Consider the following 24,787-nt stretch of genomic DNA (forward strand, 5'->3'; position numbering starts at 1 on the left):
GCTATTGGCTTTAGCGTATGTTTATGGTTACTGGCATAACCTTAGCAGCATTAAAGGAAATTTAAAAATGAAGAAAATAATAACGCTTGCGGTTATCGCCATCTCCACCTTATTTAAACCCAGCCAAGCCTGTACTGTAATTTCCTGTGCATTAAAAGGCGAAGTATTCGCAGCAGCCAATGAAGATGATTACATGGGCTTTGCAAGGATGTGGTTTAACCCTAAAACTGCGGAAAGGTATGGTTCGGTTTGTTTTGGACTCCCTGATCTGCAAGCACAGGCGGCCATGAATGAATATGGCCTTTTCTACGATTTTACTGCACAAAATATCGATCCTGCTAAATACCATCCTAAAAATATCTACAAAGGAGATCTTTTTTTTGAAATTCTCGGCAAATGTAAAACTGTAAAGGAAGCTTTGGCTTATCTGGAAAAATACGATTATGCAATCAGTTCGCAGGTGTTAATTGCAGATGCACTTGGCAATTCGATCATCATTAATGCTGGTACTAAATTACCCAAATCAGGGTATTACCAGATCAATACAAATTTTGATATCAGCAAGGTAAAAATCAAAACCTATTCTTGCCGGAGATATGATATCTCAGAAGAGATGCTAAAAGCGGCAAAAACTATAAACGTTCCCTTTTTTCGCGATATTTTAAACCGTACCCGACAAGAAGGAAAACTATCTACTATTTACAGTAACATTTACGATCTTAAACGGGGCATCATCACTGTATATCATTTTCACGACTTTGAACACCCTTATGTAATTGATTTAAGAAAAGAATTGGCAAAAGGTTACCGTTTAGAAAAAATAAGCGATCATTTTCCTGCAAGCTTTGCATATGAACAGTTTTTAATGAGTGATAAACCTATGTACAGAAAAGAAATGATATTGGATGAGATCAACCAAAAAGGATTACTGCCAACTATAAACCTTTATTTCGATCTGGGTAAAAAGATGCCAAAGGATAGCACATTCAATGGCACGTTATTAGAAGTGGGTATCCAACTTGTTAAAGACGGATATAATAAGCATGCCCAGGGTGGAATTTGGGAATACTGGTTCGCAATGCCCGGTGGTTTTAAAATAGAAAATTTTAATGATGAACGTATAAATGCAGCTGCAGCAATATTCGATTATTTAGGCACTGAAAAAGGAATAGATCCCAAATTAAAGAATTTCATCTATGAGTTAAGTGCTTATGTCAGGCTTATTCAGGGCAATCAGACTCAGGCGAAAGAATATTATGCAATAGCCGCAGCCAGCAGCGCTGATGCCTGGCCGATATCATTTACCCGATCAAAGAAAATGCTGGCTATTTTGTAAGAAAATCATTTTAACCTGGAGCCTGTTTAAATTTTTACAACAAATATTAATGGCCTTTTGCTGTCAAATTGAGGGATAATTTATTTTATAAAGCAATATGAATGACAGATGGATAAAGAAGGTGAATGGTCTCGAAATATCATTTCGCCCGCAGTGGAGAACCCGAAGGCTCTGCGAAGCAAAATCTTTTAAACTTGATTTCAATAAATAGTCCAAAGATCTCTCCACTTCGCTTTGCTCCGGTCGAGATGACGACCATTCTATTGGAGTCTGTTATTGATATCGCGCAGTCGATGTGCTTTATTAATGCATTGAAATGATCTTCGACTATCCTCAAACTGATATACGAAATAAATTTTATTTGATTTTTAAACAGGCTCTTAATCCCTGGGTATGGCAGCTTAACATTTCGGCATTGCACACCATGTAATGTTATGAATTTAAACGAAACGCAATCCGGCAAAAAAAATCCTATCTAAAAGAACTAGTCTATTTAGATAGGAAGAGGGTTAAATTACATGTTTGACAGGTAGATGTAAATATTTTTGATGTGCAGTTCAGCTAAAAATTGCGACAAGAATCAAATTTTGTTTTTATTGATAGTAAAGATCGCATTTGATTTAACTTTTGTGAACCAGGTTACACAGATCGGTCTGTTTTCATTACAGATAGGTGCAAATATAGGTCAGATTCAATATCCCAGCACTATAATATTGGTAGCCTGGCATCCTAGCTGTCCGTGTTCCAAATTGAAACGGACTTTGGTTCCTACAAGTAAAGCAGGACGGTAAATTCCCACTAATTTCTGATTATCTGCATAAACCATTTCTTTTCCATCATTAAATGCAATAAATCCAAAACCTCTTCCCGGATTATACCATTTAATTACTCCAGTGTACCTCATAAGCGCCCTTTTTTCATTAAATTAGCCACTGTAAATAAAATTTGAAGCGAAACAGGATAAATCGTTCTATTTTCGGTATAAAAAGGTGTAATTTCGTTATATATACAATGAAGATTAACAAATGATTAGGTGTATAGCCATTGATGACCAACAAAACTCAATTTCGGGTATTGAAAAATATATAGCCAATGCCCCTAATATGGAACTCTTGGCCAGTTACACCGACCCGATGACAGCCTTGAACGAACTGAAAAAGATTGATCAGGTAGATGTAATATTTATGGACATTCAAATGCCACAGATTTCGGGTATTGAACTTTCTAAGGCAATCCGATCCAAAACCAGAAAACTCATATTTACTACCTCTCATGAGGAATATGCCTTTGAAGCCTTTGAAGCAGAAGCAGATGCTTATCTGCTTAAACCTTATGGTTATGCGAAATTTGCCTTAACCGTAAACCGGATGTTTGAAGATGAAACAGAAGATGTTGCGCAGGAAGCATATTTTTTTGTCAAAAATAAATCTGAAGAGCACAAAGCTGTTTTGGTACGATATGCAGATATAATAGCTTTTGAAAGTTTCCACAACTACATCAAAATCCATACAAAAGAAAAAGTAATTATAGCGTATTTAAGTCTGAAGGATGTTAAAGATCAGCTGAATATAGAAAAAGGCTTTATACAACTACATAGGGGTTATATTATTTCCATCAATCATATTTTACATGTTGAAGGCACGAGGGTGACGCTTTCTAATCATACCAGCTTTACAGTGGGCGATCTTTACTATAATGATTTCCGTGACTTTTTCACCGATAAACTTATTACCAGTAAACGTAACAAATAAACATTTAGGCGCACAAAAACTAAAAACAAAAGCCAAAAAGAAAGCCCATCTAAAACTAGAATGGCTTTCTTTCTAAGCGAATAAATTATTTATCGCTATTTTTTTTATCAGTTACTTCAGCTCTAATTTCTTGGGCTAAAACTTTTAGGTCTTGCATTGCTTTACGTACACGTGTACCTGCTGCTGCATTACCACCATCATAAAATTTAGTTACGTCTGCTTCTACAGAAGAGATTAGATCTTGCACTTTTTTAAATTTGTCCATAGTTTTTCTTTTATAGGGATGGTAAACATCCATTAATTAAACAATATTCCTTTCCGCTAACAATAAACGGGCCGCAAAACTATTGCTTTTTATAAATTAAACAAACGTTTATGGCAAATCATTATTGCAAACAGCATGAAATATCCGGGCAAAGGCAGCTACGCATACCTTATTTTTAACAAATGTGACCTCATTTTTAGCCTTTTACGGATGGCGCATTTAACATAAAAAATTTAGGAAATTTAATTCAGCGATTATGTTTTATCTTGGCTGGAAATATGCAGTCCTTAAACCTTCTCATTAGTACCAGTTGTTTATTCTTGCTTTTATTCTCCATGCATCTTTTTTTTTCAAAAAAGGGGAATAAACTGTTAAACATTTTTCTTTCGGTTATATTTTTTGCCCGATTTGGGCAAATATTAACTTCCTTATTTTTTAAATCAGGACAGCCCAATACCTTAGCTTTTTTTTATCAGATTTTTACTCCATTCTATTATGCTGCCCCAGCCTGCTTTTATCTCTACATCACAGGGTTTCTTCAGGATCGCAAAAATTTACAAAAAATAGAATGGCTCCATTTTTTGCCTGTATTACTGGCCATTATCCATGTTATCCCCTGGCATTTCTCTACCACACTCAATTGGGATTTGATAGGTAGCCAACTGGCCGAAAACGGTTACTTCTCACTAAAAGAAAGAAGTGGTCTTTTTCCGCCATATTTCCATTATATATTCAGGCCTGTATTGGTAGTGGCTTATTTATGCGCTACGTGGATTGTTGTACTGCGCCTAAAAAACAAACCAAAACAGCTGCTCGAAGCCGAAAGCAGGACTTGGATCATCTTTTTTCTTAGGATTGCTACCTTCTTCCAGTTGTTTACCCTGGCACCTATCATTTTAAGAAGCTTACATATCCCATATGTTAACGCTTCGTTTGTTGTGGTCAATTGTTTAGCCCTGTTAGTCATTTTAGTATATGCGCTCCACAGGCCTTACATTTTTTATGGCTATCTGCTGGTGGCGGTAGACTGGACTAAAAAAACCGCAGTACTGAAAACAGAAACTGATGCAATTTTAATTCCCCTAATAGCAGACGATCCAAAACCTAACCTAACAGCAGTAAAAAAAAATAATCTCATAGATGCACAACTGTCTGACTATGCACTTGCCATGAAAGAAATAATGGAGGAGGAACAGCTTTATCTGCTTCACGATTTCCAGATTATTGACCTGGCCGCAAAACTCAACATCCCGATTCACCACTGCTCTTTCGTGATTAACAAACATATCGGAAAAAATTTTAGAGATTGGATAAACAGTTACCGGGTTAATCATTTCTTAAAACAGTATCCCTTAAAATCAGATAAAATTACCATCGAAGCCATTGCATCTGAAGCTGGCTTTAAAAGCGTGGCTACTTTTTATAATGCATTTAAAAAAGAAACAGGATTAATGCCAACTGCCTATTTTGCCCAGGAACTAATCCATTAGCCTGTCATAACGCCATTTTTTAGTCTAACGATCGTATCGTTGGAGGCCATAACTGTCCTATTTTTCAGTGCACAGTAAAATACCAGATACCTTTGGTTTCAGATTATGATAGGCATATGGCGTTTCAAATGAGTATGCTTAAATCTTTTTTTTGAAATCAAAATAAGTCTTAACTATGCCATATACAGCATCATTTTTACGCCCGCTTTTCAATTATCTTGAGCAATTTTATCCTTTATCTAATACTTTTAAAGCCGAATATGAAAGGTCTTGCAAACTCATGCGTATCAAAAAAAACAAACACATTCTCTCTCCAATAGATAGTAATTCTTCTCTGTATTTTTTGGTCGATGGTCTTGTACGTGGCTTTGTGCGCGATGGTAAAAAAGAGATCAGCACCTGGTTTAGTTTCGAAAATGAGTTAATAGGTGCTATACGCCACCCCGATCAGCAGCCCGGTTATTCTATAGAATATCTTCAGGCCCTGGAAGATTGTAAACTCATCTGCATTCCCTATACTTTAATCGATTTAATGTATACGAAATATCCGGAGTCCAACCTCATCGACAGAAAGCTATTGGCACTTCAGTATTATGCTGCATCAGAAAGGGCTATCCTTGCCCGAATACCCAAAGCTACCGGCAGGTACCGCAAATTACAGGAAAGCGGTTTGGATATCAATAGGATACCGCAGTGTTATCTGGCCAGTTACCTGGGGGTGCGTATAGAAACCATGAGCAGAATCAGAAATAAAGTTGTAATACCTGATTACCGGTTGTGCTCTTAATTTAGCGCAGAACCTTCAACATTCAGACATTTTATCATTCAACTCTTCGTTTTTTTCATTTCCGCTTCTTTTGTTAAATTTGCAGCAATGATTTTATATAAAACCAATGAAGAAGTAGAACTGATGCAAATCAGTGCCCTGCTGGTGAGCGATACCCTTGCAGAAGTAGCTAAAATATTAAAGCCAGGCATTACCACCCTCGAAATTGACAAAATAGCCAACGAATTTATACTGGATAATGGCGCAGTACCCTCCTTTTACAATTATAATGGCTTTCCTTTTCATATTATCACTTCGGTAAACGATGTGGTTGTACATGGTTTCCCAACTAAAGATGAACTGAAAGATGGCGATATTATCTCGGTGGATGTAGGTACCATAAAAAACGGTTATCATGGCGATCATGCTTATACCTTTATTATTGGCGAAGTATCTCCGGCGGTATTAAACCTGGTAAAAACAACTAAAGAATCGCTTTTTCTCGGAATTAAAGAAGCTGTTGTGGGCAAACGCATCGGCGATATTGGTGCAGCCATCCAAAATCATAACGAAAAGCAGGGTTACGGCGTAGTAAGAGACCTGGTAGGCCACGGTTTAGGTAAAGAGATGCACGAAGACCCACAGGTTCCAAATTATGGAAGAAAAGGTAATGGTTTACTCTTAAGAGAAAATCTGGTATTGGCCATAGAACCGATGATTAATATGGGTAAAAAAGATGTGTTTCTGGATGAAGACGGCTGGACCATCAGAACGGCGGATGGAAGTCCATCTGTTCATTTCGAACATGATGTATGTGTTAAAAAGGGGGAAGCACTTATTCTTTCTAATTATGCACCTATTGAGGCCGCAGAAAAGCAGAATAACAACCTCAATACTTCTTATTACTAAATACCAATACAGTGGGCGCATGGAGATTTTGGAGGCTAGCTTCTCAAAAACTCCATGTAACCATATATCTTGTTACACCAATATTGCATCTGAAACGATCTCTTCAGCATGATCATCTAACAATACTTTTACCGTTTTCAGTGTAGACTCTGCAATTTCTGTTAAGGCCTCTTGCGTAAAAAATGCCTGATGCCCGGTAAGTAAAACATTCGGAAAGCTGATTAACCGCTGAATATCATCATCTCCAATAATACTCCCTGAAAGGTCTTTAAAAAAGAGTTGTTCTTCCTGCTCATATACATCAATTCCCAGCGCTGCAAGTTGACCTGTTTTTAATGCTTCAATTACTTCACGTGTATTAATCAATCCGCCTCTGCTTGTATTGATTAGCGTAACACCTTTTTTCATCGCCGATAAGCTATTTGATCCAATCAGATAATGGTTTTCGGGTGTAAGCGGGCAATGCAGCGAAATAATATCAGCCTCTTTTATCACTTCGTGAAAAGGTAAATACGTTACTCCCCCACTTTGTAATGATTTATTCACAAAAGGATCAGAAGCCAGTACAGTACAGCCAAAACCAAGCATAATTTTACAAAAAGCGGCGCCAATTTTCCCTGTGCCGATTACGCCAACTGTTTTGCCAAAAAGATTGAAACCCATTAAACCTGAAAGCGAAAAATTCTGTTCGCGTATGCGGTTATAAGCCTTATGGGTTTTACGGTTTAGGGTAAGTAACATGGCTGCTGCATGTTCTGCAACGGCCTGTGGCGAATAAGCCGGAACACGGCAAACACGGATCCCGTATTGTTTGGCCGCATTCAGATCCACATTGTTAAAGCCTGCACAACGCAAAGCAATAATTTTCACCCCTTTTTGTGCCAGTATGGCTATAACATCAGCCGTTAGTTTATCGTTCACAAATACGCAAACAGCATCCGTACCTAATTTTATCGCGTCGGCAATATGAGGACCCAGATGAGTTTCCCAAAATTCTAATTCAAAATCATACTGTTTATTACAGCTTTCAAAAAAATCACGGTCGTAAGGCTTCGCAGAAAAAAACACAATCTTCATATCGTTAAAAATACGGATTAAATAGGTGTTTTGCTGTGCTCTTTTAACTTAGGGAGCAAAACGCTTATTTTTCAAAATCAAATATTAAAGTTCCTTTAAAAGTTTTACCGTCAGTTTTGTTTTTTTGACTTTGTGGCCCCATTAATAAAGCAGACTGAAACTTGGTACCAATTGCACTTATCCCTTTCAAAAAACCGATACTCCCTTCAGGGAAGGCGGGTTCTACATTATTGTTGTTTAGTGCGGCAGCTTCACGCGCGGGTTTATACATCTGCAGATAGGTATCTAAACTGTCTTTTGCCGATCACCTTTAATAGTTCTAAGAAAGTATTCTAGCTAGGCCTTTGACAGTAAATTGCAGGAACTAATACGACCATAAGTTCTGTAAACTATATATGACGAAAATTCACCCTGCCTTTTATTTAAACGCTTAGCAAGCTTTCTTCTTGTAATACTATTTCAAAGAAGAAAAATCAGTTTGATAAACCAAAGGAGATGACGGAACGAGGGATTGCTCTCTGTATTTCTTAGTGATTTTAATTCCTTCATGAAAAAAGATTCTTCATTGCATTCGGAATGAGAAAAAGTGATGAAGCGATTGATCAGCTCCTATCGCCAAATACTTACCGCTTCCCCATCATCCATCCGTACTGTTTTCTCAAATAAATATTCCCATACGATGAACTTAAATCATAACTCGGACCAACATCTACACCTGGCCGTTTGGGGTTAATTAACCAATTTAAACAATTAACTGCTTAACCAAGCAATGAACTAATCAAAGCTTTTTATTATGTTTACCGTAACATTTTAGAAACAATGACAATTAAAAAAATATTCTTTGGCAATTTATTGCTTATAATGCCTTTTCTTTCATTCGCACAAGAGAAAACCAACAATGGAATATTTTCGGTTTCGCCAGCTTTCGAACTGTTAAGGTCTACCCACAGTAATCTTTTTTACGCCCCCTCGTTAAAGGTAAATTACCTGTTTGCTAATGGTTTGGAACCTGGTTTTGGTATTGAATATGCCACCACCCCTATCCATCACGATAATGGTTATGTATTGTACAAATTAAAATTTTTGCCTATATATAGTAACTTAAAATACAATTTTAAAACCACCAAAAAGATCAGGCCTTATGTAGAAACTTCGCTAGGCATATCTTTTAATAAATATGATATTGCGGAAGATCCTACGCCTGAAATTAAACGCAAAGTAAGTGAAGAAGGTTTTTACGTATATACCGGTTTAGGCGTTAAATACAGCATTACGCCTAAATTAAATACTTTTTTGGCGGTCGGATTAAAAGGTTACAAAATGAGTACAAACGACCTGGATATCAATCCGCACGGACTCTCATTTATGTTGGGTTTTACATTTTTATAAAAGATGAGAAAAATAGTTTTTTTACTTTTATTGGCAGCCGCTTTAAGCGGTTGCGCATTGTTTAAGCGTGCGAGAGTGCACGAAAACAATGCCATTGAAGGTAAAGAATTTAATCTTCCTGTTTTTTTATACCCTCCTAAAGATACGCATGCGAAAAAACTACTTATCTTCTTATCAGGCGATGGCGGCTGGATCAAATTTGAAGATGAACTCTCTTTAAAGTTTGCCGAAAACGGCTTTTATACTATCGGGATAAATTCGAGAGATTATTTCTGGGAACAGAAAACACCGGAACAGACCGAGCGTGATGTTGTTCAACTGATTCGTAAATACGCTTTCCAGTATAAAACCCGCCAGATTTATTTATGTGGTTATTCTTTCGGCGCCGATGTGGTACCATTTATCTATAGCAGGCTACCTTATCGTGCCAAAAGGCATGTTAAAGCCATAGAAATGCTTTCGCCTTATGCTACCTCCGCTTTTAAAGTGCGTTTCGGCGACCTCACCAACCTGTCAGGCGATAATTACCCATATAAGGTAGATCTCGAAGTCAAAAAAATAAACATTCCCATATTCTGTTTTTATGGTGAAGAAGAAACGGATAAACCTTTAAAAAACATCAATCAAAAGAATGTGGTCATCGATAGTATTCCCGGTAGCCACCATTACCAAACTGCTGCTTACAATAAAATAGTAGCCGTATTGAAATAAATATCAAATGATTTATAGAATTTCCATTGTTTACACTTTATTATTTTGTACACTTTTTACCCGGGCGCAGGATACATCAAAACTACCCTTAACAACAAAAGCAAAACCAACAGCCAAAAGCATTATTTTTTACCTTAGCGGCGATGGTGGCATGAACAGTTTTTCGCAAAGCCTTCTGCAATCGCTCCATGATAAAAACTACGCAATAGTTGCTTTAGACAGCAGAAAGTATTTCTGGGATCAAAAAACACCAGATAAATTGGCACAAGACCTGAATGCCGTAATAGAATCTTATTTAAAAAACTGGAATAAAGATGAATTTTCGATTCTGGGTTACTCTTTCGGTGCTGATGCTGCCCTGTTTTTAACACCGCGTTTAGCAAAAGACCTGCAGCCAAAACTGAAATCCATCATTTTGCTTTCTCCGTCAAATTCAACTGATTTTGTGATCCACCTATCTGATATGATGGGCTTCGGCAGTAAAAATGCCAAATACAAGGTATTGCCCGAAATCAATAAAATCAGCGGAAAACTCTTGTTTATTTTTGGTGAAGATGAAGACAGTGATGTGTACAAAGCCATTCCCGATAAGAAAAACATCACCAAAAGCCTTATCACCGGATCGCACAAATTTAACAATGATACTAAAAAAGTAGTTTCTGCAATCCAAACCGGACTGTAGTTTAACTGCCTTCCGAAATCCGTTTTAAGGCATTCGGCACCTGTAACAAATGGTAATGATGGCTGTATATCAGGTATTTCTTATTCCATGATGGATAGAATTTTTCTTTATATTTCCTCAAGCCTTTAAACTGTGCAAAAGCCTTCAGGTTATCGTAAGCATATTTGATCGTTTTTTGCGTAAAATCTTCGCCATTTATTCCCGATAACGGCGCAAGGCCCATATTTACACTTTTAAAACCTTCATCTTTGAGGTATAAAAAGGTTTTAGCCAGTAGCATATCCAATACACCATTTGGCGCATCAGTTTCCTTTCTGATGAGGTCGTAAGTGGCTTCTCCCGGTGCATAATCCGGCACAAGGTTTAAAAAAGCATACACTTTCTCTTCTGCATCTTCGATGGTCAAAATAGTCTGGTTTTTCAATATCGTTTTATCAAAAACACCCTGTGTAAAAGCCACTTCTTTCTGATCCAAGTCCCTCAGCCAATTATCAGAAACGGTTTGAAGTTTTTGCAGCAATCCTTCTTTCTGTTGTCCTTTGTAAACCTTAAAAATAAACCCTTCACTGCTCAATCTATTAATGGCGCTACGGGTGGTTTTCATTTTACCACCGTCAATGGTAAAGGAAGTAAGGTCTAAAACAGCCTCCTCACCTATCGGAATAAACTTTTTACCCATTGATTTATATAAACACAATGATTCGTGAGGTACCCTATAATAAGCCGCTATAAATCCGGTATCCTTACACCTTTGCTCAAATTTTTTGATCATGGCAATTTTCTCTTCCGCATTGTCTGCAACAGGGTCTTCTAATACAAGTGCGAAATGCCGGGTAATCTTAAAACTGATAAATGCCGTACGGTTCTCGTTAAAATAGATAAACTTATCAGGGTAGGTTTTAAAATAATCGAGTGCCGAATTTCCTTTCTCACTTAACAAAGTATCTGCCTCAACAAAATCTTCAGGACTGTTATAAGGCTTAAAAAAATACGGCTTAAGCAAACTAAAAATGATAAAAAGAATCACCAGACCACTGGCCGCATAAATCGATTGCTCGAAATGGGTGCCAAATTTGGTAAGTGGGTTCAGCGCTTTATCATCAATAAAGAAAATTACCTTTAAAACGGCTTTTACCGAATCAACAAATTTGAATTCTACCCCGAAATGCCTTTTTTCCATAAAATAGAAACCAAGCACGCCATAGGCAAATACTGCGGCAATGGCATATAAAAACACCCAGTAACTCACCCTTACAAATTTTGGATGCGGTTTCAGTTTATAATTATCGCGGGTATAAAACAGCGTAGACCCCGCAATTAATGCCAATGTGGCTTCTTCATAATCGGCAGCTTTTAATAAATGGCCAATGATGGAAAACAAGGTGAGCGAAAGGGCTACATACCAGGCACGTTTTGATCCCTGTAATAAAAATATACTCACCATGACCAATATGAGGCCGAAAATGAGCACCAATGCATTACTGGTTACAATCAGGTCTTCCGGCAAGATATCCCTTACCAATCTTAACCTGGTGGGTATAGATGGCGTTATCGAGGAAATGATATTTACCACACCCAAAATCAGAATGATAAAAGCAGGTAGTACACGCAGTACAATGCTATCTTTTTTAAGGATAAAACTGATAATACCGCCAATTAAAGGTAACCAGAACTCGAAAAACCTGAACATCAGTGTGATGGTTGCCGCAGCAATAAGCGGAAAACCAAACTGTCCCAATATAAAAGTAAGCGAGACCTCAATAGTACCTAATCCCCTTAAAAACGGTGAGGCAATAAGCAGGATCACCATGACGATGTAACCTACTATCGCAGCTGGCAAACTGGCCTGAAAACCAAGCGCCAGCATACAGATGTATAAATGCAGGATACCGATAAACTCTATAGCGATAGAAACCAGCAAGGTTAACCAAAACTGTTTCCTGTTGATGTGTTCTTCGATCATATCATCGAAAACGGTAACCAATGAAGGTCTGATCTTCGAAATATATTGATAAGCCCATCCTTTTTTCGAAATGGAATAAATGGTGATAAAAAGAAATGCGGTTAAAAGCAACAGAAATATAAAACTGATAATTTCTACCTGCCCCAACCGGGTTGATAATAGTGCGATACCCAATACAGGGATGGCGACTACAACTACCGAAAGGATACCACAAAATGCAAATAAGGTAGATGATAAGTGGATTTTGGATTTCGAAATCCCTTTTTCTTCAATTTCCCTGGTAAAAAATATCAGCGACGAAAAACCTCCGGCAGGCAAAAAAACACTGATGAGGTTACGTTTTAAAAAAAGTTTTATGGCATTGCCCAGCGAAACTTTAACATTAAGGGCTTTGAAACTATGTACATACATTTGCCCCTGTGCCACAATGTAAACACCGGTAAGCAAAATACCCAATACCACATAAAGCGGTACAGCAGTATCCAATTGCCTGGTAATCTGTATCACTTCGACATGCTGGTTCCGGATAAAAAAGACAGCCATACCGAGCATAAAAACAGCAAGGAAAAATTGCCAGAAAAACTTATTGTATACCAGATTGGATAGAAAAGACTTTGCCTTATGCATAAAAATATAGCTGTTTACTTTTCTATAACGAATAAGTAAAACGCCTGTTATAAAAATTAATCAATAATTAGTTCTGCCTAAAAATAGGAACATTTTAATGAATTAGCCGGCTAAGCAAAAAAATAAGTTATAGAAATCAATAAGACAGGTCTGTCTTCATTTACAGTTCATAAAAATCCTGAAATAATTCACTTTATTTGCGCCATGAAAAAGATGCTGCTGTCGGCAATGAGTCTACTTATCATGTTTCAGTGTTCTGCGCAGATCAGGCTGATTAAAAAGTTGTTGTCGAACGAGAAAGATACCACACGGAAATCGAGTTTTATGCCTATTCCGGTGCTCGGTTATACGCAAGAAACAGGTTTTGAATTTGGAGCGGGTGCATTATTTTCTTTTTATGCCGACCGTAAAGATACCACCAACAGGAGTTCCAATTTTTCGGGTACAGCCTCTTACTCTACTAAAAAAACATACAATTTCAGCATCCTGGGCGATGCCTGGAGCAAAGGCAACCTCTACCATGCCATTGCCGAAATCCGTTTCAGAAAAATGCCATTTAATTTTTACGGGATTGGCAACCGCACCAAAAAAGCGGATGAAGACAAACTGCAGCAACAGCAGTTTAAGATAAAACTCGACCTGGAAAGAACCTTTATCAGGAATTTCTATTCAGGCCTTTCTTTAGGATATGAAAATTATGTTTTTGATGACCGGTCACCGGAGAAAATTTTCACCCAACGGCCAGAAATTCAAGGCAAAAGGGGTGGAAAAGTAATCTTTTTGGGCCTTTCTCAAAGTTATGATACCCGCAACTCGAACAACTATCCCACCAAAGGCTTTTTTGGCAGGGTTACTTACCAATATGCACCCGACTTTTTCGGCGGTACAAATTTTACAGGGAGCCAGTTCGGGGCAAACGTTCGTAATTTCTGGAATCTGGGCGGAAAATTTGTACTGGGTGCACAGGGTATTTATCAGGGTTTACAAAGCGGGCATTATCCTTTTTACATCCTGCCACAATTGGGAAATGACGAAATGATGCGCGGTTATTATTCGGGCAGGTACCGCGATCGGAATTTATTGGCCATGCAGAGCGAACTGCGTTACCGGTTGAATAACCGTTTTGGTGCAGTGCTCTTTGCCGGAACAGGCACAGTTTGGGGCCGTACTACTTTTGCTTTGGATAATTTCAAACCTGATTTTGGTGCAGGTTTAAGGTACTTTTTCGATCCAGCGAAGGGATTGAGTGTACGCATGGATTATGGCATCGGTACAAAAGTAAAAAGCGAAGAAAGACAAAGTGGTTTTTACATCAGCCTTGGAGAGGCATTTTAGCAGATTCTACAAAAACTCCGAAAAATCCATTTCTTCAAACTGCTGACCGCCATATTCGCCTTCAATAGCATAATCGTATTCGAGTTCAATGGACGTAATCTCGATATCGCCGGGATCGTAAACGATTGGAAAAAACGGTCCGCCGGGTTCATCGTGCAGTTCAAAATCTCCCTGTAATGTGCCACAGCGTTTGCAGGTGTTTGCCCAATAGGAAAATTAAATGGCTTTGGAAAAACTATATTTAAACTGCGGATTGACTTTTTTAAAATGTTCCATCGCAGGAAGATCCGCACTCTGGACGTAACTGAACAATGTTGGGTTTTCGCCTTTAACCCATGCAAACCCTTCACCCTCGGGATTATCCTCATCAACTTCTTCCAAATGATAATAATTTACTGCAGCCGGAGCCATTACAGGTGTTTTCTGTCCGCACTTCCAGCAGATCCGCGTGGCTTTTGCCAATAGAAAAGGTTTCCTTACAATACAATCTAAACGACCGGCAGGGATCCATTTCGCAAAGAGATTGATATCTGCAATGTGATCAGGAATAACCCACTTTTTGATTTCAGTGAGCCAGTAAGCCCCGAGCGCTTTGGCCCCGTCTTTATCAGCAAAGGGAACGTTAAGGATATAAGGCATGTTTTGGTTTAAGCTTGCAGGACGAAAATAATTAAAATCCGGGTATTAGTAAAGTGGAATTTTAACCGTTGGAAAATGTTTATTGGTCATTGGCGCATTAGTTGGTATGACGCCATGAGAAAGCAAAATTTTAACCGAAAAACACGCAAAGGGAAATACAAAGAGTGCGCCACTTGGGCCTTTGCATCTTACACTCTCCATCTGCTACCCTAACCTAAATATCATTAATTTAAGCACCGCGGTCGTCAGATTGATAAAACGCAACTAAATGCCCCTTCGACTACGCTCAGGGTAACATCTTTTTACGATTTACCGCTTAACTTAATGACATTGATCTAACCTACACATCAAACTGCCTCCCGCAGATTACACTGATTACCGCAGAACTAATGACATTTTATATTTTCCATCACCTAAAACTATTTCCCACAGATTACGCTGATCGTGCAGAACTCATTACATCTCACATCATCCATCTTACATTTCCCATCTCTATCCTTTTTCTATTCCCGATTTGGTAGCCACTGCTTTTTTCTTTCTAAAAACAGGGAAAGTCATCGGACTTTTAGCCGGACGTTCATCTCCAAGTAACACACCCCATTGTTTGAATGATTCTGTACGATCGAAAATAATTTTGAGCACAGCCACAATAGGTAATGCCAGGAACATCCCCGAAACACCCGCTATGCTGCCGCCAATAAATACCCCGAGAATGGAAAATAAAGCATTAATTTTTACTTTGGAACCCACAATACGCGGCATAAGGATGTTGTTATCCAAAAACTGAACAAATGCAATTACCCCTAAAACCGTAAGCACAGGCCATAACTCTTGCGACGATGTAAGTGTTAGCAATACCCCTATCAAGTTACCAATTAAGGCACCCACGTAAGGGATCAGGTTTAATATGGCAAAAATAACCCCAATTAACAAGGCATGTTTTATACCAATTAACATCAATATGCCGCCCAATAAAATGGTCATATAGGTAATCTGAATTAACAGCCCGATCAGGTAACTTTTAATAATCGATTCGGTTTCATAAATCGCTCCTTTCACTTTCGGGTGGTCATCTGCTTTAAACCACATAAAAATAAAGCGCAATATAATATCTTTATAAAAGAGCATCAGGTAAATATAAATAGGCAACAACCCGATAAATACAAAAATACCACTTAAAGTAACTGCAGCACCGCCCGCAAGCGAGGTGCCCATATTCATTAAATCGTCGCTTTTGGTCTGTATAAATGCTTTTTGCTGCTTATCATCATAATGGGTAATGCGGCTGATCCAATCGCTTAAAGAATTGATATGCTGTGTTACATTTGCCTTTATCTGAGGGAAATCTTTAACCAAAATGCCGATCTGGTTCGAAAAAAACCAAATAATCAATGCTACAAACAGGGCCACTAATAAAATTGGTAAGATAATGGCTAAAGATTCGGGTACTTTTTTTCTTTTTAAAAAGCGATACAATGGAAGCAACATGATGCTGATGAAAAAAGCCATTAATATTGGCATAATAATATCTCGACCAATTACCATCACGGCTGCAATGGCCATTAGCCCCAATAATTCTATCGATCGTTTTACGGTCAGGGGTAAATTATTTGTCATAAAAGCTTATTCTGATTTGAATTCTAAACACAGCCGCTTTTAAAATGTTTTAAATAATTAGTTGTAGTCAGGAGTCATAAGTCTTGAGTCCGAAGTCTAAACGATTAATAAGTTGGGAGTAAATTAATCTATTTCTCCTCAATAGGTCACTCTGATGGATAATTTATTGTATAAAAATCAATGTAAATGACGTTTTTAGGTTTTGGAAATGAATGTCAGTAGTTCGTGGGCTGTGGTAGTCCCGCTATTCGTTTCAGCCGATGAAGGATCGGCGTCCACTATTATCGGGTTTATAATGAAAGTTTTCTGCCTGTAATGTACTTTCCAAACCATGCTTAATGTTAATTATTTTCCCTTAGTGTGTTACACTGAGTGGCGTCGAAAGGCTAATAGGTCGTTCTGCTGGTTCATCATTTTAAGCCTGTAACCTGAAGTCGAATATCCGCCAGATAATCAACTATGAACTAGAGACCAATGAAAAAAATTACTTCCCTTACACGGTATTACCCATAGATTAGCCTTATTTTTGCAGCTTTAATACCGCACATGAACAATCAAGATACCATTATTGCTTTATCTACCCCTTCAGGTTCTGGCGCCATTGGCGTAATCCGTTTATCTGGTCCGGAGGCTATTTCCCTTACCAATGCCGTATTTGCAGGAAAAGATTTAGAAAAACAGGCCTCACATACTTTACATTTCGGCCTGGTTAAAGATGGCGATCATATTGTGGATGAAGTGGTAGCGGGTTTATTTGTTGCCCCCAAATCCTACACCAAAGAAAACGTGGTAGAAATTTCCTGCCATGGTTCTAATTATATTATTCAGCAGATTATTAACCTGTTAATCAGCAAAGGTGCCCGTGCCGCCAAACCCGGCGAATTTACCTTACGTGCTTTTTTAAACGGGGCTTTCGATCTGAGTCAGGCAGAAGCAGTTGCCGATTTAATTGCCTCCAATTCTAAAGCTTCGCATGATGTGGCCATGCAACAGATGCGCGGTGGCTTTGCCAACGAATTAAAAGGATTACGCGAACAATTAATCCATTTCGCCTCCATGATCGAACTCGAGCTCGATTTTGCCGAAGAGGATGTAGAATTTGCCAATCGTGAGCAGTTGAAAAACCTGGTGAACAAGATCAATTACGTTTTACAACGTTTAATCTCTTCTTTCGAAATGGGAAATGTAATTAAAAATGGTGTTCCCATTGTGATTGCAGGCAAACCTAATGTAGGCAAATCTACCCTGTTAAATGCCCTCCTGAACGAAGAACGCGCTATAGTTTCTGATATTGCCGGCACCACTCGCGATACCATTGAAGATGAACTCACCATAGGTGGCATTGTTTTCCGTTTTATCGATACCGCCGGAATCCGCGATACAGCAGATATAATCGAAGCTTTAGGAGTAGAACGCACGCTGGAGAAAATGAAACAGGCTAAACTGATCATTTATATGGCCGATGCCGCTCAAAGTACATCAGAAATTGAAGAGCAGATCCGGGGTTTGGCACAATTGGCTATCCCCTATTTAATTTTAGTCAATAAAGCCGATCTCCTTGCCGATGCGCAACGTAAAGCTTTCGAAGCTTTAGATGTTGTTTTTATCTCTGCCAAAGAGAAACAGGGTATCGACGAATTAAAAAACACTTTATTGGAGCAGGTTAACTTGCACCATATTAATACCAGCGAAACACTGGTAACCAATATCCGCCATGTAGAAGCATTGAAACAAACAGAACATGCTTTACAAAACGTTTTGGCGAATGTAGATAATCCGGTTACCTCCGATTTTTTAGCAATGGATATTAAACAGGCGCTGCATTATCTTGGTGAGATTACCGGTACGGTAACCACCGATGATTTGCTTGAGAATATATTTACGAAGTTTTGTATCGGCAAATAATCCCTGAAAACAACCACTAATTTCGATAACTTACGACAATCAACCGCCTGATTGTTAATAAGTTATTTTAATATTTCCAAATGAATTTATTGGAAGTTTATCACCGTTTTTCGCATTTTTGTTGCTCATTTGTTGCTCGATCGACTGAAATTTTTCCCCAAAAAATCATGGGTGAAATGATGTCGCTTATCGACACTAAAAAACATTAAACACTACTAATAACCCACTATTTTAGGGGAAACTACCACTGATGTTTAGGCGTCTAAATTCCTGTCGACTTGCAGCAGATGCAGCAAAAAAGGATGAAATGAGTAGCAATATAACGGTTGAGCGAATCTGCGAACACTGCAATAAGACATTCTTGGCAAAAACTACGGTCACTAAGTACTGCAGCTTGAATTGTAACAGGCTGCATTACAAACAAAAAATCCGTAATCTAAAGATTTCTGCCAGCAATGAACAGACGCTTAGTATCTGCGTAAAACTATCAATGACCAGCCGGCAGAGTTCCTTACTGTGAAACAGGCTGCTAGCCTACTTGATTGTAGTGAAAGGATAATTTATCAGCATTTTAGCATATCAGAAAAAGCACTTCATGACCTGATCAAACGAAATGATCTTGAAGTATTCAGTAGCGGAAAGTTCAGTTATGTACTCAGATCAGCATTGAATCAAATATTTTATAAAATGTTATTTCCGCACGCACCAGGTGGTCATCGCTCTCATGTTCTGTACGTTGGTGGTCTTAATGGGCTCGTGAAGTTGTCCGCCAAGTTTATTGGTGAATCTAACCAGCATTTCCTGGTTAACTAAGAATCTATCTGATCCGTCTGGAAGAATATACCTGCCATTTCCGATAAAACGGACTAGTGATTCAATACCGATTTCTGAGGCCAGGCGACAGAAGAAATATCCACCGGGTTTAAGTACGCGCCACATAGAGCTTAACATCGCTTCAAAATGTTCCTCGTTTTCTGCAAAGTGGAGTACAGCAGAACTAACGACCAGATCAAAACTTTCATTTTCAAATGGTAATTCTTCTACCAGCCCTATTCTGAAGTTTTCTTCGGGATTGATATGGGGAAAGGCACTTGCCAGATTTTTAAGCTGTGCTATAGCTTCAGGATTTTGATCTACCCCATAAACCTGTGCGCCACTTTTTAAAAAGTAAAGCAGGTTTCTTCCTGTTCCACATCCAGCATCCAAAACACTTTTGCACCCATCATAGGTACCCTTTAGTAACTGGTCGAATAAATAAATATCAATGTTTCCGAAGGTTTCCTGTATATGCTCGCTTTTCATCTCTGGAGCGAAGATAATTACAAATTGCCTGGGATGAAAATCTAATTGTTGACCATTGTTTTTGCAATTATTTGACTTTATAAATTTAAACATAGAATTTATAAAATGAAGTTACGCAAACCTTTGGATTTCTTTCAAAAACGCTATGATGATTAGTGTTTCAGCGTAAATTAGCGTATTTTCCACCCTGTAAAAATGATGCCAGCTTGGAGATTTAGTTGACCCAGCGATTACAATTATAATTGCCTTAATAGCTGCAGATACGCTATAATTAAAGGAATGAAACTTTTCAAGATGTCACTGACTCAAGTATAGATTTAGTTTTTCTTTTCGCCAACAGTAATCACCAACGGCTTAACCTGAGGGACGATCTTTACTGATGTGGCGTATTTAAAACCTTTATGTATTAAATTAATTGATAAATTTTAAGGTATAAATAATATCTTGGGGGTAAGAGAAATCAATATGTTAATAGAAAAAGAGAAAACCTCAGAACTTTGGAAGGTAAGTTATAATTGGCTTAAGCAAGCCGGAAGTTTCCCAAATAAAGTTTATTTCAGAGACGAGATTACAACACACCCAGATTATCCGTCGTTAACCGCATTGACTGATGTTTTGGAACAGGGTGGAATGGAATTTTACGCCGTGGAAACTGATCTCCATTCTATCGGTGAACTAAACTACCCAGCCCTGGCCCATATTAAAAAACCGGAACACAGTTATATGTATATCGTTAACAGTATAAACGATTGGGAAGAATATCGTGAGATTCTTTCAGACTGGAGTGGCATTGTCATTTTTCCAGAGGTTAATTCGAAATGGGAGGTTAAAGAGAATAGTAATGCTGCCCTAAAAGAAAGGGACCAAAAAATTTTCTTATGGATATTCTCAATTATTCTTTTGTCTTTATTCACTTTTAGATCGCACAACATTAAATCAGTTGAAGAAATACTCATTGGATTGTTTGGTATGTTGGGACTTTTCCTGAGCGTATTTTTGTTATCAAATGAAGTCGGGTTCCACTCTAGGATCATTAGGCAAGTGTGTGGAGCGTTTAGTAAAAGTGGTTGTGAAAATGTCATGAGCAATAATCTGGCAAGAGGTATCTTCGGAATTACACCGGCGTTGGGCTCGTTAACTTATTTTACTACGCAATTTGTAGCATATATTTTTATTACACCGAACTTCACATTGATAAGTATTACAATAATTCCAGCATGTGTTGCAGGCATTATTGTAATTGGAAGTATTTATGCTCAGGCTTTTATAATTAGAGACTGGTGCGCCTTATGCATTGGAGTAGGATGCATATTATCAGTTCAGCTTCTAATAATTCTGAATAGTTCCCAGCTTGGCTTTGAGCCCTTACCGTTTTTTGTATTTTCCGCCATCTTTTTGGTATTGGTTTATCCTTTGATGATGTTGAGCAGGTTATTCTCATTCAAAATATGGGCAACTACTCAATTACTTGAATTTAAAAAATGGAAAGCGGACCCTTCGATTTTTTTATCTCAGTTGCAAAATGAAGAATTGATGGTTTCCGATTCCTCTTTTAGAAATATTTTAATTGTTGGGAATACAGATGCACCGATAAAACTCACAATAGCTTGCAGCCCTTATTGCAAGCCGTGTGCTACTGCACATAAAGATATTCATAGGTTAATGGATAAGTTTCCGGGAATGATCGAGTTGGATATTAAATTATTATGCCCAATGCTTAATACAAATGATAAGTTCACGGAAGCAACAGAATCAATTTTGAATGCAGCATCCTGCACCAATCCAACAGAAATAGCTAAAATTTTAACTGATTGGTTCGAATTAATGAATTTGGAGAATTGGTTAAAAAAATGCGGAAAAGTTGGGTTGAACGATGTATCAGTTCAAAAAAAGCATCACTACATTTGGATGAAAGAGAATCGAATAACGTATACTCCAACGATATTCCTAAATGGGAGAAAAATGCCAACAAGGTATAATTTAAGGGATTTAGAGTATTTGATTCCACAATTAAATCACTATCTTGGCAAGGCTGGGTCACTGTAAAGTGATGTTGTCTCAGTAAAAAACCAGAACCGCTTAGTAGCAACAGCTAAGATAAACTTTAGAAAAACAACATGAAAACAAATTTGAAAAAGAGCTTTAAAAGCTTAACAAGAGATGAATTGAAAAGTGTACTTGGTGGATCAAGCGTGGCTAGAGGTGACTGTTATGCAACTGATGGCTGTGCATCAGGTTGTGCTACTGACGGCGTATGTAATACTTGCTGTTATGCAGAAACACAAGACAAATAATTAGTACCGTTGATTTCGATAGTTTATAACTATCGAAATCACATTAAGAATCAACAATGAGAAAATTATTCTTTTTTACAATTCTGCTTCTTGCCAACATATCTGTATATAGTCAAGGTAATGTTGGTTATATCAACGGAGAAATTATTGATAGCAGTGTTAAAACAGATACCGTGATTTTTTTCGGAGGTCAGATTAGTGAACAGTACTATGAAATGAAAAACATACGCTCCGAAGTGTTGTTTGGAAAATATAAGCTTAAGAGTTCATTTAAGGAGCCGGTAATGTTTAGAATGGTCCTGTCAAGCGATAAGAATAAAATGATATGGAGGGCTGGCCGTTATTTTCTTGACAATAGCACAAAAGTAATTAAATCGGATTTGAAAAACACAGAATGTGTTTCGGTTGATGGATCAACTAATGCAGAATATCAAAAAATATTTATTCCATTTATTTTCCAAAAAATCGGGACTTACAGCTGTGCAAAACGGGATATGGAAGTAATTGAAGAGGGTAAGCAATTACAATTTGACTCATTGGTATACTTATATGTGAAAAAATATCCTTATTCATATGTTGCGCTATGGGAAGTTGTAAATAGATTCACACGATTCGGTCATTCAACATTACGGGAAAAAACCCTTTATTCATTCTCAGACAAAATAAAAAAAGGAGGGATATGGCATAAGCTCCGTGATGAATTTAACGCAATTGCCATAAAAGAGGGAGTGGTATTTCCATCACCGATGGTTATGGATACTGCATATGTCGAAAAACGATTATCAATTCCTATTGCAAAACTCACTTTGGTTGATTTCTGGTTTAGCAGATGTAAACCTTGTTTAGAAGCATACGTTGAATTAAAAAAACTGCAAGATAAGTATAGGTCAAAAGGCTTTAACATTGTAAGTATATCAACAGACAAGGCAAGTGAAAGAGGGCTTTTGCAGAAAAGAATTATAGATTATGGACTTGATTGGACTCATTTTTTAGATGAAAATGGAACAATAACCAAAAAACTACTAATTAAAAACTTTCCAACTACATTTTTGCTTGATTCTGACAGCAAAGTAATCAAAAGGGATATTAGCATTGATGATCTTGCCAAATTGCTGAAAGAAAAGTTTGATGATAATTAAATACACAAACCAACTTATCTGCCCCTCTCCATCAATTTGTAATCAGAATGAGAGGCATTTGGCCATGATTGATTATCAAAGTTAAAGATGATTTTCGTGAAAACTTCAGGGAATTAACGGATAACGATATCACTGCATTAATTGATAAAGCAATCATCAATTATCCGCATCAAAAGACCGATGCCATGAAAATAGAAATTTTTATTAACCTGATTTTAATGGCATTTACTTCTAGCCCTGTAAGAATGCCTGCTCAGTAATTTCATATCAAATATGACAAACCAGCTTCTGAATAAGCATAATTCTGTTTCACATTATGATATATTTTCTTAATTTGACCTGAGCGTTGTAGTAGCGGGGATCAACCCAAAGTATCCTCCTATTGTTTACGTCAAGTGTAATGTTACTCGGAAAAGATACATCTGTAGTATTCTGTTATAAGCAAAAATAATCCTATGAACGAATACGAAAATTCCGAATTAATTTCAGTTGATCAGGCATTGGCGAAAGGGCGGCAGATGTTGCTTCTACCAAGAATAGTAATGATTATAGGGCTATTCTTTTTTATGTTCCCCTTTGCCTTATTTTTCATAGCCGTAACAGGAGAGCATGCTTTAACTACGAAAACCTTGCTGGTCTTTGGTTCGGTACTGATCGTTACTTCCTTTATATTTTTTTACCTGCCTTTTCGGTTTTGGAGCAAGCGCACCACGCGTTGGAAGCTTTGGGCATTCAGCCATGTAAATGATGTAGAAGAGTTAAGGAGAGCTGCAAGAAAAGCTTCTCTTTGCTCTGGCTATGGTAGCTTCCTGGATAACATTCAGCTACAGTCGGCTTCGGAACGGGACCAGTGGCGCAGGCTGCAGCAACGAACCGGGGCACCAGACGTTTTTATTGATGACGCCGGCACCGATTCGGAAACCATTATTTATTATTCCAGACCAAGGCTTTTGCTCAATATTTTTTTCTATGTGATCTTCCTTGCTGCGGGCATTGGAGCAGAGATTTTTGATTTCAGGTCAGATAAACCATCAACCTTCGTGATTATAATCGGAGCAGTATGGATTTCTTATTCTTTATACAGCATTGTCTGCAATGTGATAGATATATCACGGCATGAGCCCCGTATCATCCTGAATGACCGGGGAATCTTTACTGTAGAAGCCGGCTTTATAAGCTGGAACGATGTTTTTAATATTAAAATAACCGTCATTAATCATGCAAAGCGGGGTGCAGAACACACCCTTCAGATACATTATACTGGAGGCCTGGTCAATATAGAGGTCACCGATTACGCAAGACGCAGCGAGTTAGAAAGTCTTATACGTACTTATAAAGGCAGATTTAAAGCAGGCTGGACCTAAATTCATACACCTGCCAATGGCTCAATAAATGACATTGGAGCAACATGGAATATGTGTGGCAAGTGCCAAGATGCATACCGTGAAGAAGGCTTAATTCATAAAGTATCCACTCCATTAAAAAAGAAGTAATATGATAGATATCAATTTATATAAACAAGAAGTAAAGGAACTAACTAATCTTTTATTAACAGAATGGCACGATATTCGAAACATTGCTTTAAGTAAG

23 protein-coding genes are annotated in these 24,787 nt (G+C 37.8%); 15 read left to right on the forward strand and 8 right to left on the reverse strand.

All coding sequences use genetic code 11. From position 1 onward, the window contains the following. The first annotated feature begins 67 nt into the window (after positions 1 to 67). Positions 68 to 1,336, forward strand: a complete 1,269-nt coding sequence (locus IM793_RS12430) for a hypothetical protein (RefSeq protein WP_193421770.1) — start codon at positions 68 to 70, stop codon at positions 1,334 to 1,336. Between the two features lie 691 nt (positions 1,337 to 2,027). On the opposite strand, the gene IM793_RS12435 is transcribed toward IM793_RS12430, so the two are convergent. Further along, a complete protein-coding gene (locus tag IM793_RS12435; RefSeq protein WP_193421772.1) occupies positions 2,028 to 2,240 on the reverse strand; it encodes a cold-shock protein in 213 nt (70 codons plus the stop codon). A 121-nt stretch (positions 2,241 to 2,361) separates the two neighbouring features. Here IM793_RS12435 and IM793_RS12440 point away from each other — a divergent pair, with 121 nt between their 5' ends. Then, on the forward strand, positions 2,362 to 3,087 hold the full coding sequence (locus tag IM793_RS12440; RefSeq protein WP_193421774.1) for a LytTR family DNA-binding domain-containing protein: 726 nt from the start codon (positions 2,362 to 2,364) through the stop codon (positions 3,085 to 3,087). An 85-nt stretch (positions 3,088 to 3,172) separates the two neighbouring features. On the opposite strand, the gene IM793_RS12445 is transcribed toward IM793_RS12440, so the two are convergent. Next, on the reverse strand, positions 3,173 to 3,352 hold the full coding sequence (locus IM793_RS12445; RefSeq protein WP_121285044.1) for a histone H1: 180 nt from the start codon (positions 3,350 to 3,352) through the stop codon (positions 3,173 to 3,175). A gap of 581 nt (positions 3,353 to 3,933) precedes the next feature. On the opposite strand from IM793_RS12445, the gene IM793_RS12450 reads away from it, so the two are divergent. From IM793_RS12450 to map, 3 genes are all read left to right on the forward strand, one after another. Further along, a complete protein-coding gene (locus IM793_RS12450; protein ID WP_193421776.1) occupies positions 3,934 to 4,842 on the forward strand; it encodes an AraC family transcriptional regulator in 909 nt (302 codons plus the stop codon). Positions 4,843 to 5,017: 175 nt separating this feature from the next. Beyond that, a complete protein-coding gene (locus IM793_RS12455) occupies positions 5,018 to 5,629 on the forward strand; it encodes a Crp/Fnr family transcriptional regulator (protein WP_193421778.1) in 612 nt (203 codons plus the stop codon). Between the two features lie 87 nt (positions 5,630 to 5,716). Next, positions 5,717 to 6,517 carry a type I methionyl aminopeptidase gene (gene map, locus IM793_RS12460; protein WP_193421780.1) on the forward strand — a complete coding sequence of 267 codons (801 nt, stop codon included), beginning with the start codon at positions 5,717 to 5,719 and terminating at the stop codon, positions 6,515 to 6,517. Positions 6,518 to 6,589: 72 nt separating this feature from the next. On the opposite strand, the gene IM793_RS12465 is transcribed toward map, so the two are convergent. Both IM793_RS12465 and IM793_RS12470 read right to left on the reverse strand, forming a co-directional pair. Further along, the gene (locus IM793_RS12465; RefSeq protein WP_193421782.1) at positions 6,590 to 7,594 is read right to left on the reverse strand and encodes a 2-hydroxyacid dehydrogenase; all 1,005 of its coding nucleotides are present in this window, start codon (positions 7,592 to 7,594) and stop codon (positions 6,590 to 6,592) included. A gap of 64 nt (positions 7,595 to 7,658) precedes the next feature. Next, positions 7,659 to 7,865: a hypothetical protein gene (locus IM793_RS12470; protein ID WP_193421784.1), complete on the reverse strand. Its 207-nt coding sequence runs from the start codon at positions 7,863 to 7,865 to the stop codon at positions 7,659 to 7,661. A gap of 548 nt (positions 7,866 to 8,413) precedes the next feature. On the opposite strand from IM793_RS12470, the gene IM793_RS12475 reads away from it, so the two are divergent. The 3 genes from IM793_RS12475 to IM793_RS12485 are packed head-to-tail and all read left to right on the forward strand — an operon-like array spanning position 8,414 to position 10,376. After that, entirely contained in the window at positions 8,414 to 8,983 is a 570-nt protein-coding gene (locus IM793_RS12475; RefSeq protein WP_193421786.1) for an outer membrane beta-barrel protein, read from the forward strand. A 3-nt stretch (positions 8,984 to 8,986) separates the two neighbouring features. Next, complete coding sequence (locus IM793_RS12480; RefSeq protein ID WP_193421788.1) at positions 8,987 to 9,694, forward strand: AcvB/VirJ family lysyl-phosphatidylglycerol hydrolase; 708 nt, start codon at positions 8,987 to 8,989, stop codon at positions 9,692 to 9,694. A 7-nt stretch (positions 9,695 to 9,701) separates the two neighbouring features. After that, a complete protein-coding gene (locus tag IM793_RS12485) occupies positions 9,702 to 10,376 on the forward strand; it encodes an AcvB/VirJ family lysyl-phosphatidylglycerol hydrolase (protein WP_193421790.1) in 675 nt (224 codons plus the stop codon). Position 10,377: 1 nt separating this feature from the next. On the opposite strand, the gene IM793_RS12490 is transcribed toward IM793_RS12485, so the two are convergent. After that, entirely contained in the window at positions 10,378 to 12,966 is a 2,589-nt protein-coding gene (locus IM793_RS12490; protein ID WP_193421792.1) for a phosphatidylglycerol lysyltransferase domain-containing protein, read from the reverse strand. Positions 12,967 to 13,170: 204 nt separating this feature from the next. Here IM793_RS12490 and IM793_RS12495 point away from each other — a divergent pair, with 204 nt between their 5' ends. Continuing rightward, entirely contained in the window at positions 13,171 to 14,301 is a 1,131-nt protein-coding gene (locus tag IM793_RS12495) for a BamA/TamA family outer membrane protein (protein ID WP_193421795.1), read from the forward strand. 216 nt (positions 14,302 to 14,517) lie between these two features. Here IM793_RS12495 and IM793_RS12500 read toward each other — a convergent pair whose 3' ends face one another. After that, positions 14,518 to 14,940, reverse strand: coding sequence for a DUF5710 domain-containing protein (locus tag IM793_RS12500; RefSeq protein ID WP_193421797.1), 423 nt, complete (start codon positions 14,938 to 14,940; stop codon positions 14,518 to 14,520). 492 nt (positions 14,941 to 15,432) lie between these two features. Then, positions 15,433 to 16,557: an AI-2E family transporter gene (locus IM793_RS12505; protein WP_193421799.1), complete on the reverse strand. Its 1,125-nt coding sequence runs from the start codon at positions 16,555 to 16,557 to the stop codon at positions 15,433 to 15,435. A 546-nt stretch (positions 16,558 to 17,103) separates the two neighbouring features. Between IM793_RS12505 and mnmE the strand changes: the two genes are divergently transcribed. After that, a complete protein-coding gene (gene mnmE, locus IM793_RS12510) occupies positions 17,104 to 18,462 on the forward strand; it encodes a tRNA uridine-5-carboxymethylaminomethyl(34) synthesis GTPase MnmE (RefSeq protein ID WP_193421801.1) in 1,359 nt (452 codons plus the stop codon). Positions 18,463 to 19,152: 690 nt separating this feature from the next. Here mnmE and IM793_RS12515 read toward each other — a convergent pair. Then, on the reverse strand, positions 19,153 to 19,857 hold the full coding sequence (locus IM793_RS12515; RefSeq protein ID WP_227256238.1) for a class I SAM-dependent methyltransferase: 705 nt from the start codon (positions 19,855 to 19,857) through the stop codon (positions 19,153 to 19,155). A gap of 372 nt (positions 19,858 to 20,229) precedes the next feature. On the opposite strand from IM793_RS12515, the gene IM793_RS12520 reads away from it, so the two are divergent. From IM793_RS12520 to IM793_RS12540, 5 genes are all read left to right on the forward strand, one after another. Then, on the forward strand, positions 20,230 to 21,810 hold the full coding sequence (locus tag IM793_RS12520; RefSeq protein WP_193421803.1) for a vitamin K epoxide reductase family protein: 1,581 nt from the start codon (positions 20,230 to 20,232) through the stop codon (positions 21,808 to 21,810). 71 nt (positions 21,811 to 21,881) lie between these two features. Next, entirely contained in the window at positions 21,882 to 22,058 is a 177-nt protein-coding gene (locus IM793_RS12525; RefSeq protein WP_193421805.1) for a ComC/BlpC family leader-containing pheromone/bacteriocin, read from the forward strand. A 56-nt stretch (positions 22,059 to 22,114) separates the two neighbouring features. Beyond that, a complete protein-coding gene (locus tag IM793_RS12530) occupies positions 22,115 to 23,197 on the forward strand; it encodes a TlpA disulfide reductase family protein (RefSeq protein ID WP_193421807.1) in 1,083 nt (360 codons plus the stop codon). Positions 23,198 to 23,265: 68 nt separating this feature from the next. Further along, positions 23,266 to 23,457 carry a hypothetical protein gene (locus tag IM793_RS12535; RefSeq protein WP_193421809.1) on the forward strand — a complete coding sequence of 64 codons (192 nt, stop codon included), beginning with the start codon at positions 23,266 to 23,268 and terminating at the stop codon, positions 23,455 to 23,457. Positions 23,458 to 23,652: 195 nt separating this feature from the next. After that, the gene (locus tag IM793_RS12540) at positions 23,653 to 24,561 is read left to right on the forward strand and encodes a hypothetical protein (protein ID WP_193421811.1); all 909 of its coding nucleotides are present in this window, start codon (positions 23,653 to 23,655) and stop codon (positions 24,559 to 24,561) included. Positions 24,562 to 24,787 lie beyond the last annotated feature (226 nt).

Origin of the sequence: Pedobacter sp. MR2016-19, from assembly GCF_014947265.1 — a bacterium.
In the GTDB taxonomy this organism is placed as follows: Bacteria; Bacteroidota; Bacteroidia; order Sphingobacteriales; family Sphingobacteriaceae; genus Pedobacter.

Excerpts from the sequence above, each read along its gene's own strand:
- IM793_RS12515 (WP_227256238.1), bottom strand. The coding sequence starts at position 19,857 with ATGTTTAAATTTATAAAGTCAAATAATTGCAAAAACAATGGTCAACAA.
- IM793_RS12435 (WP_193421772.1), bottom strand. The coding sequence starts at position 2,240 with ATGAGGTACACTGGAGTAATTAAATGGTATAATCCGGGAAGAGGTTTT.
- IM793_RS12455 (WP_193421778.1), top strand. The coding sequence starts at position 5,018 with ATGCCATATACAGCATCATTTTTACGCCCGCTTTTCAATTATCTTGAG.
- IM793_RS12440 (WP_193421774.1), top strand. The coding sequence starts at position 2,362 with ATGATTAGGTGTATAGCCATTGATGACCAACAAAACTCAATTTCGGGT.
- IM793_RS12480 (WP_193421788.1), top strand. The coding sequence starts at position 8,987 with ATGAGAAAAATAGTTTTTTTACTTTTATTGGCAGCCGCTTTAAGCGGT.
- map (WP_193421780.1), top strand. The coding sequence starts at position 5,717 with ATGATTTTATATAAAACCAATGAAGAAGTAGAACTGATGCAAATCAGT.
- IM793_RS12520 (WP_193421803.1), top strand. The coding sequence starts at position 20,230 with ATGTTAATAGAAAAAGAGAAAACCTCAGAACTTTGGAAGGTAAGTTAT.
- IM793_RS12540 (WP_193421811.1), top strand. The coding sequence starts at position 23,653 with ATGAACGAATACGAAAATTCCGAATTAATTTCAGTTGATCAGGCATTG.
- IM793_RS12505 (WP_193421799.1), bottom strand. The coding sequence starts at position 16,557 with ATGACAAATAATTTACCCCTGACCGTAAAACGATCGATAGAATTATTG.
- IM793_RS12430 (WP_193421770.1), top strand. The coding sequence starts at position 68 with ATGAAGAAAATAATAACGCTTGCGGTTATCGCCATCTCCACCTTATTT.
- IM793_RS12525 (WP_193421805.1), top strand. The coding sequence starts at position 21,882 with ATGAAAACAAATTTGAAAAAGAGCTTTAAAAGCTTAACAAGAGATGAA.
- IM793_RS12470 (WP_193421784.1), bottom strand. The coding sequence starts at position 7,865 with ATGTATAAACCCGCGCGTGAAGCTGCCGCACTAAACAACAATAATGTA.
- mnmE (WP_193421801.1), top strand. The coding sequence starts at position 17,104 with ATGAACAATCAAGATACCATTATTGCTTTATCTACCCCTTCAGGTTCT.
- IM793_RS12475 (WP_193421786.1), top strand. The coding sequence starts at position 8,414 with ATGACAATTAAAAAAATATTCTTTGGCAATTTATTGCTTATAATGCCT.
- IM793_RS12500 (WP_193421797.1), bottom strand. The coding sequence starts at position 14,940 with ATGCCTTATATCCTTAACGTTCCCTTTGCTGATAAAGACGGGGCCAAA.
- IM793_RS12485 (WP_193421790.1), top strand. The coding sequence starts at position 9,702 with ATGATTTATAGAATTTCCATTGTTTACACTTTATTATTTTGTACACTT.
- IM793_RS12495 (WP_193421795.1), top strand. The coding sequence starts at position 13,171 with ATGAAAAAGATGCTGCTGTCGGCAATGAGTCTACTTATCATGTTTCAG.
- IM793_RS12445 (WP_121285044.1), bottom strand. The coding sequence starts at position 3,352 with ATGGACAAATTTAAAAAAGTGCAAGATCTAATCTCTTCTGTAGAAGCA.
- IM793_RS12530 (WP_193421807.1), top strand. The coding sequence starts at position 22,115 with ATGAGAAAATTATTCTTTTTTACAATTCTGCTTCTTGCCAACATATCT.
- IM793_RS12465 (WP_193421782.1), bottom strand. The coding sequence starts at position 7,594 with ATGAAGATTGTGTTTTTTTCTGCGAAGCCTTACGACCGTGATTTTTTT.
- IM793_RS12490 (WP_193421792.1), bottom strand. The coding sequence starts at position 12,966 with ATGCATAAGGCAAAGTCTTTTCTATCCAATCTGGTATACAATAAGTTT.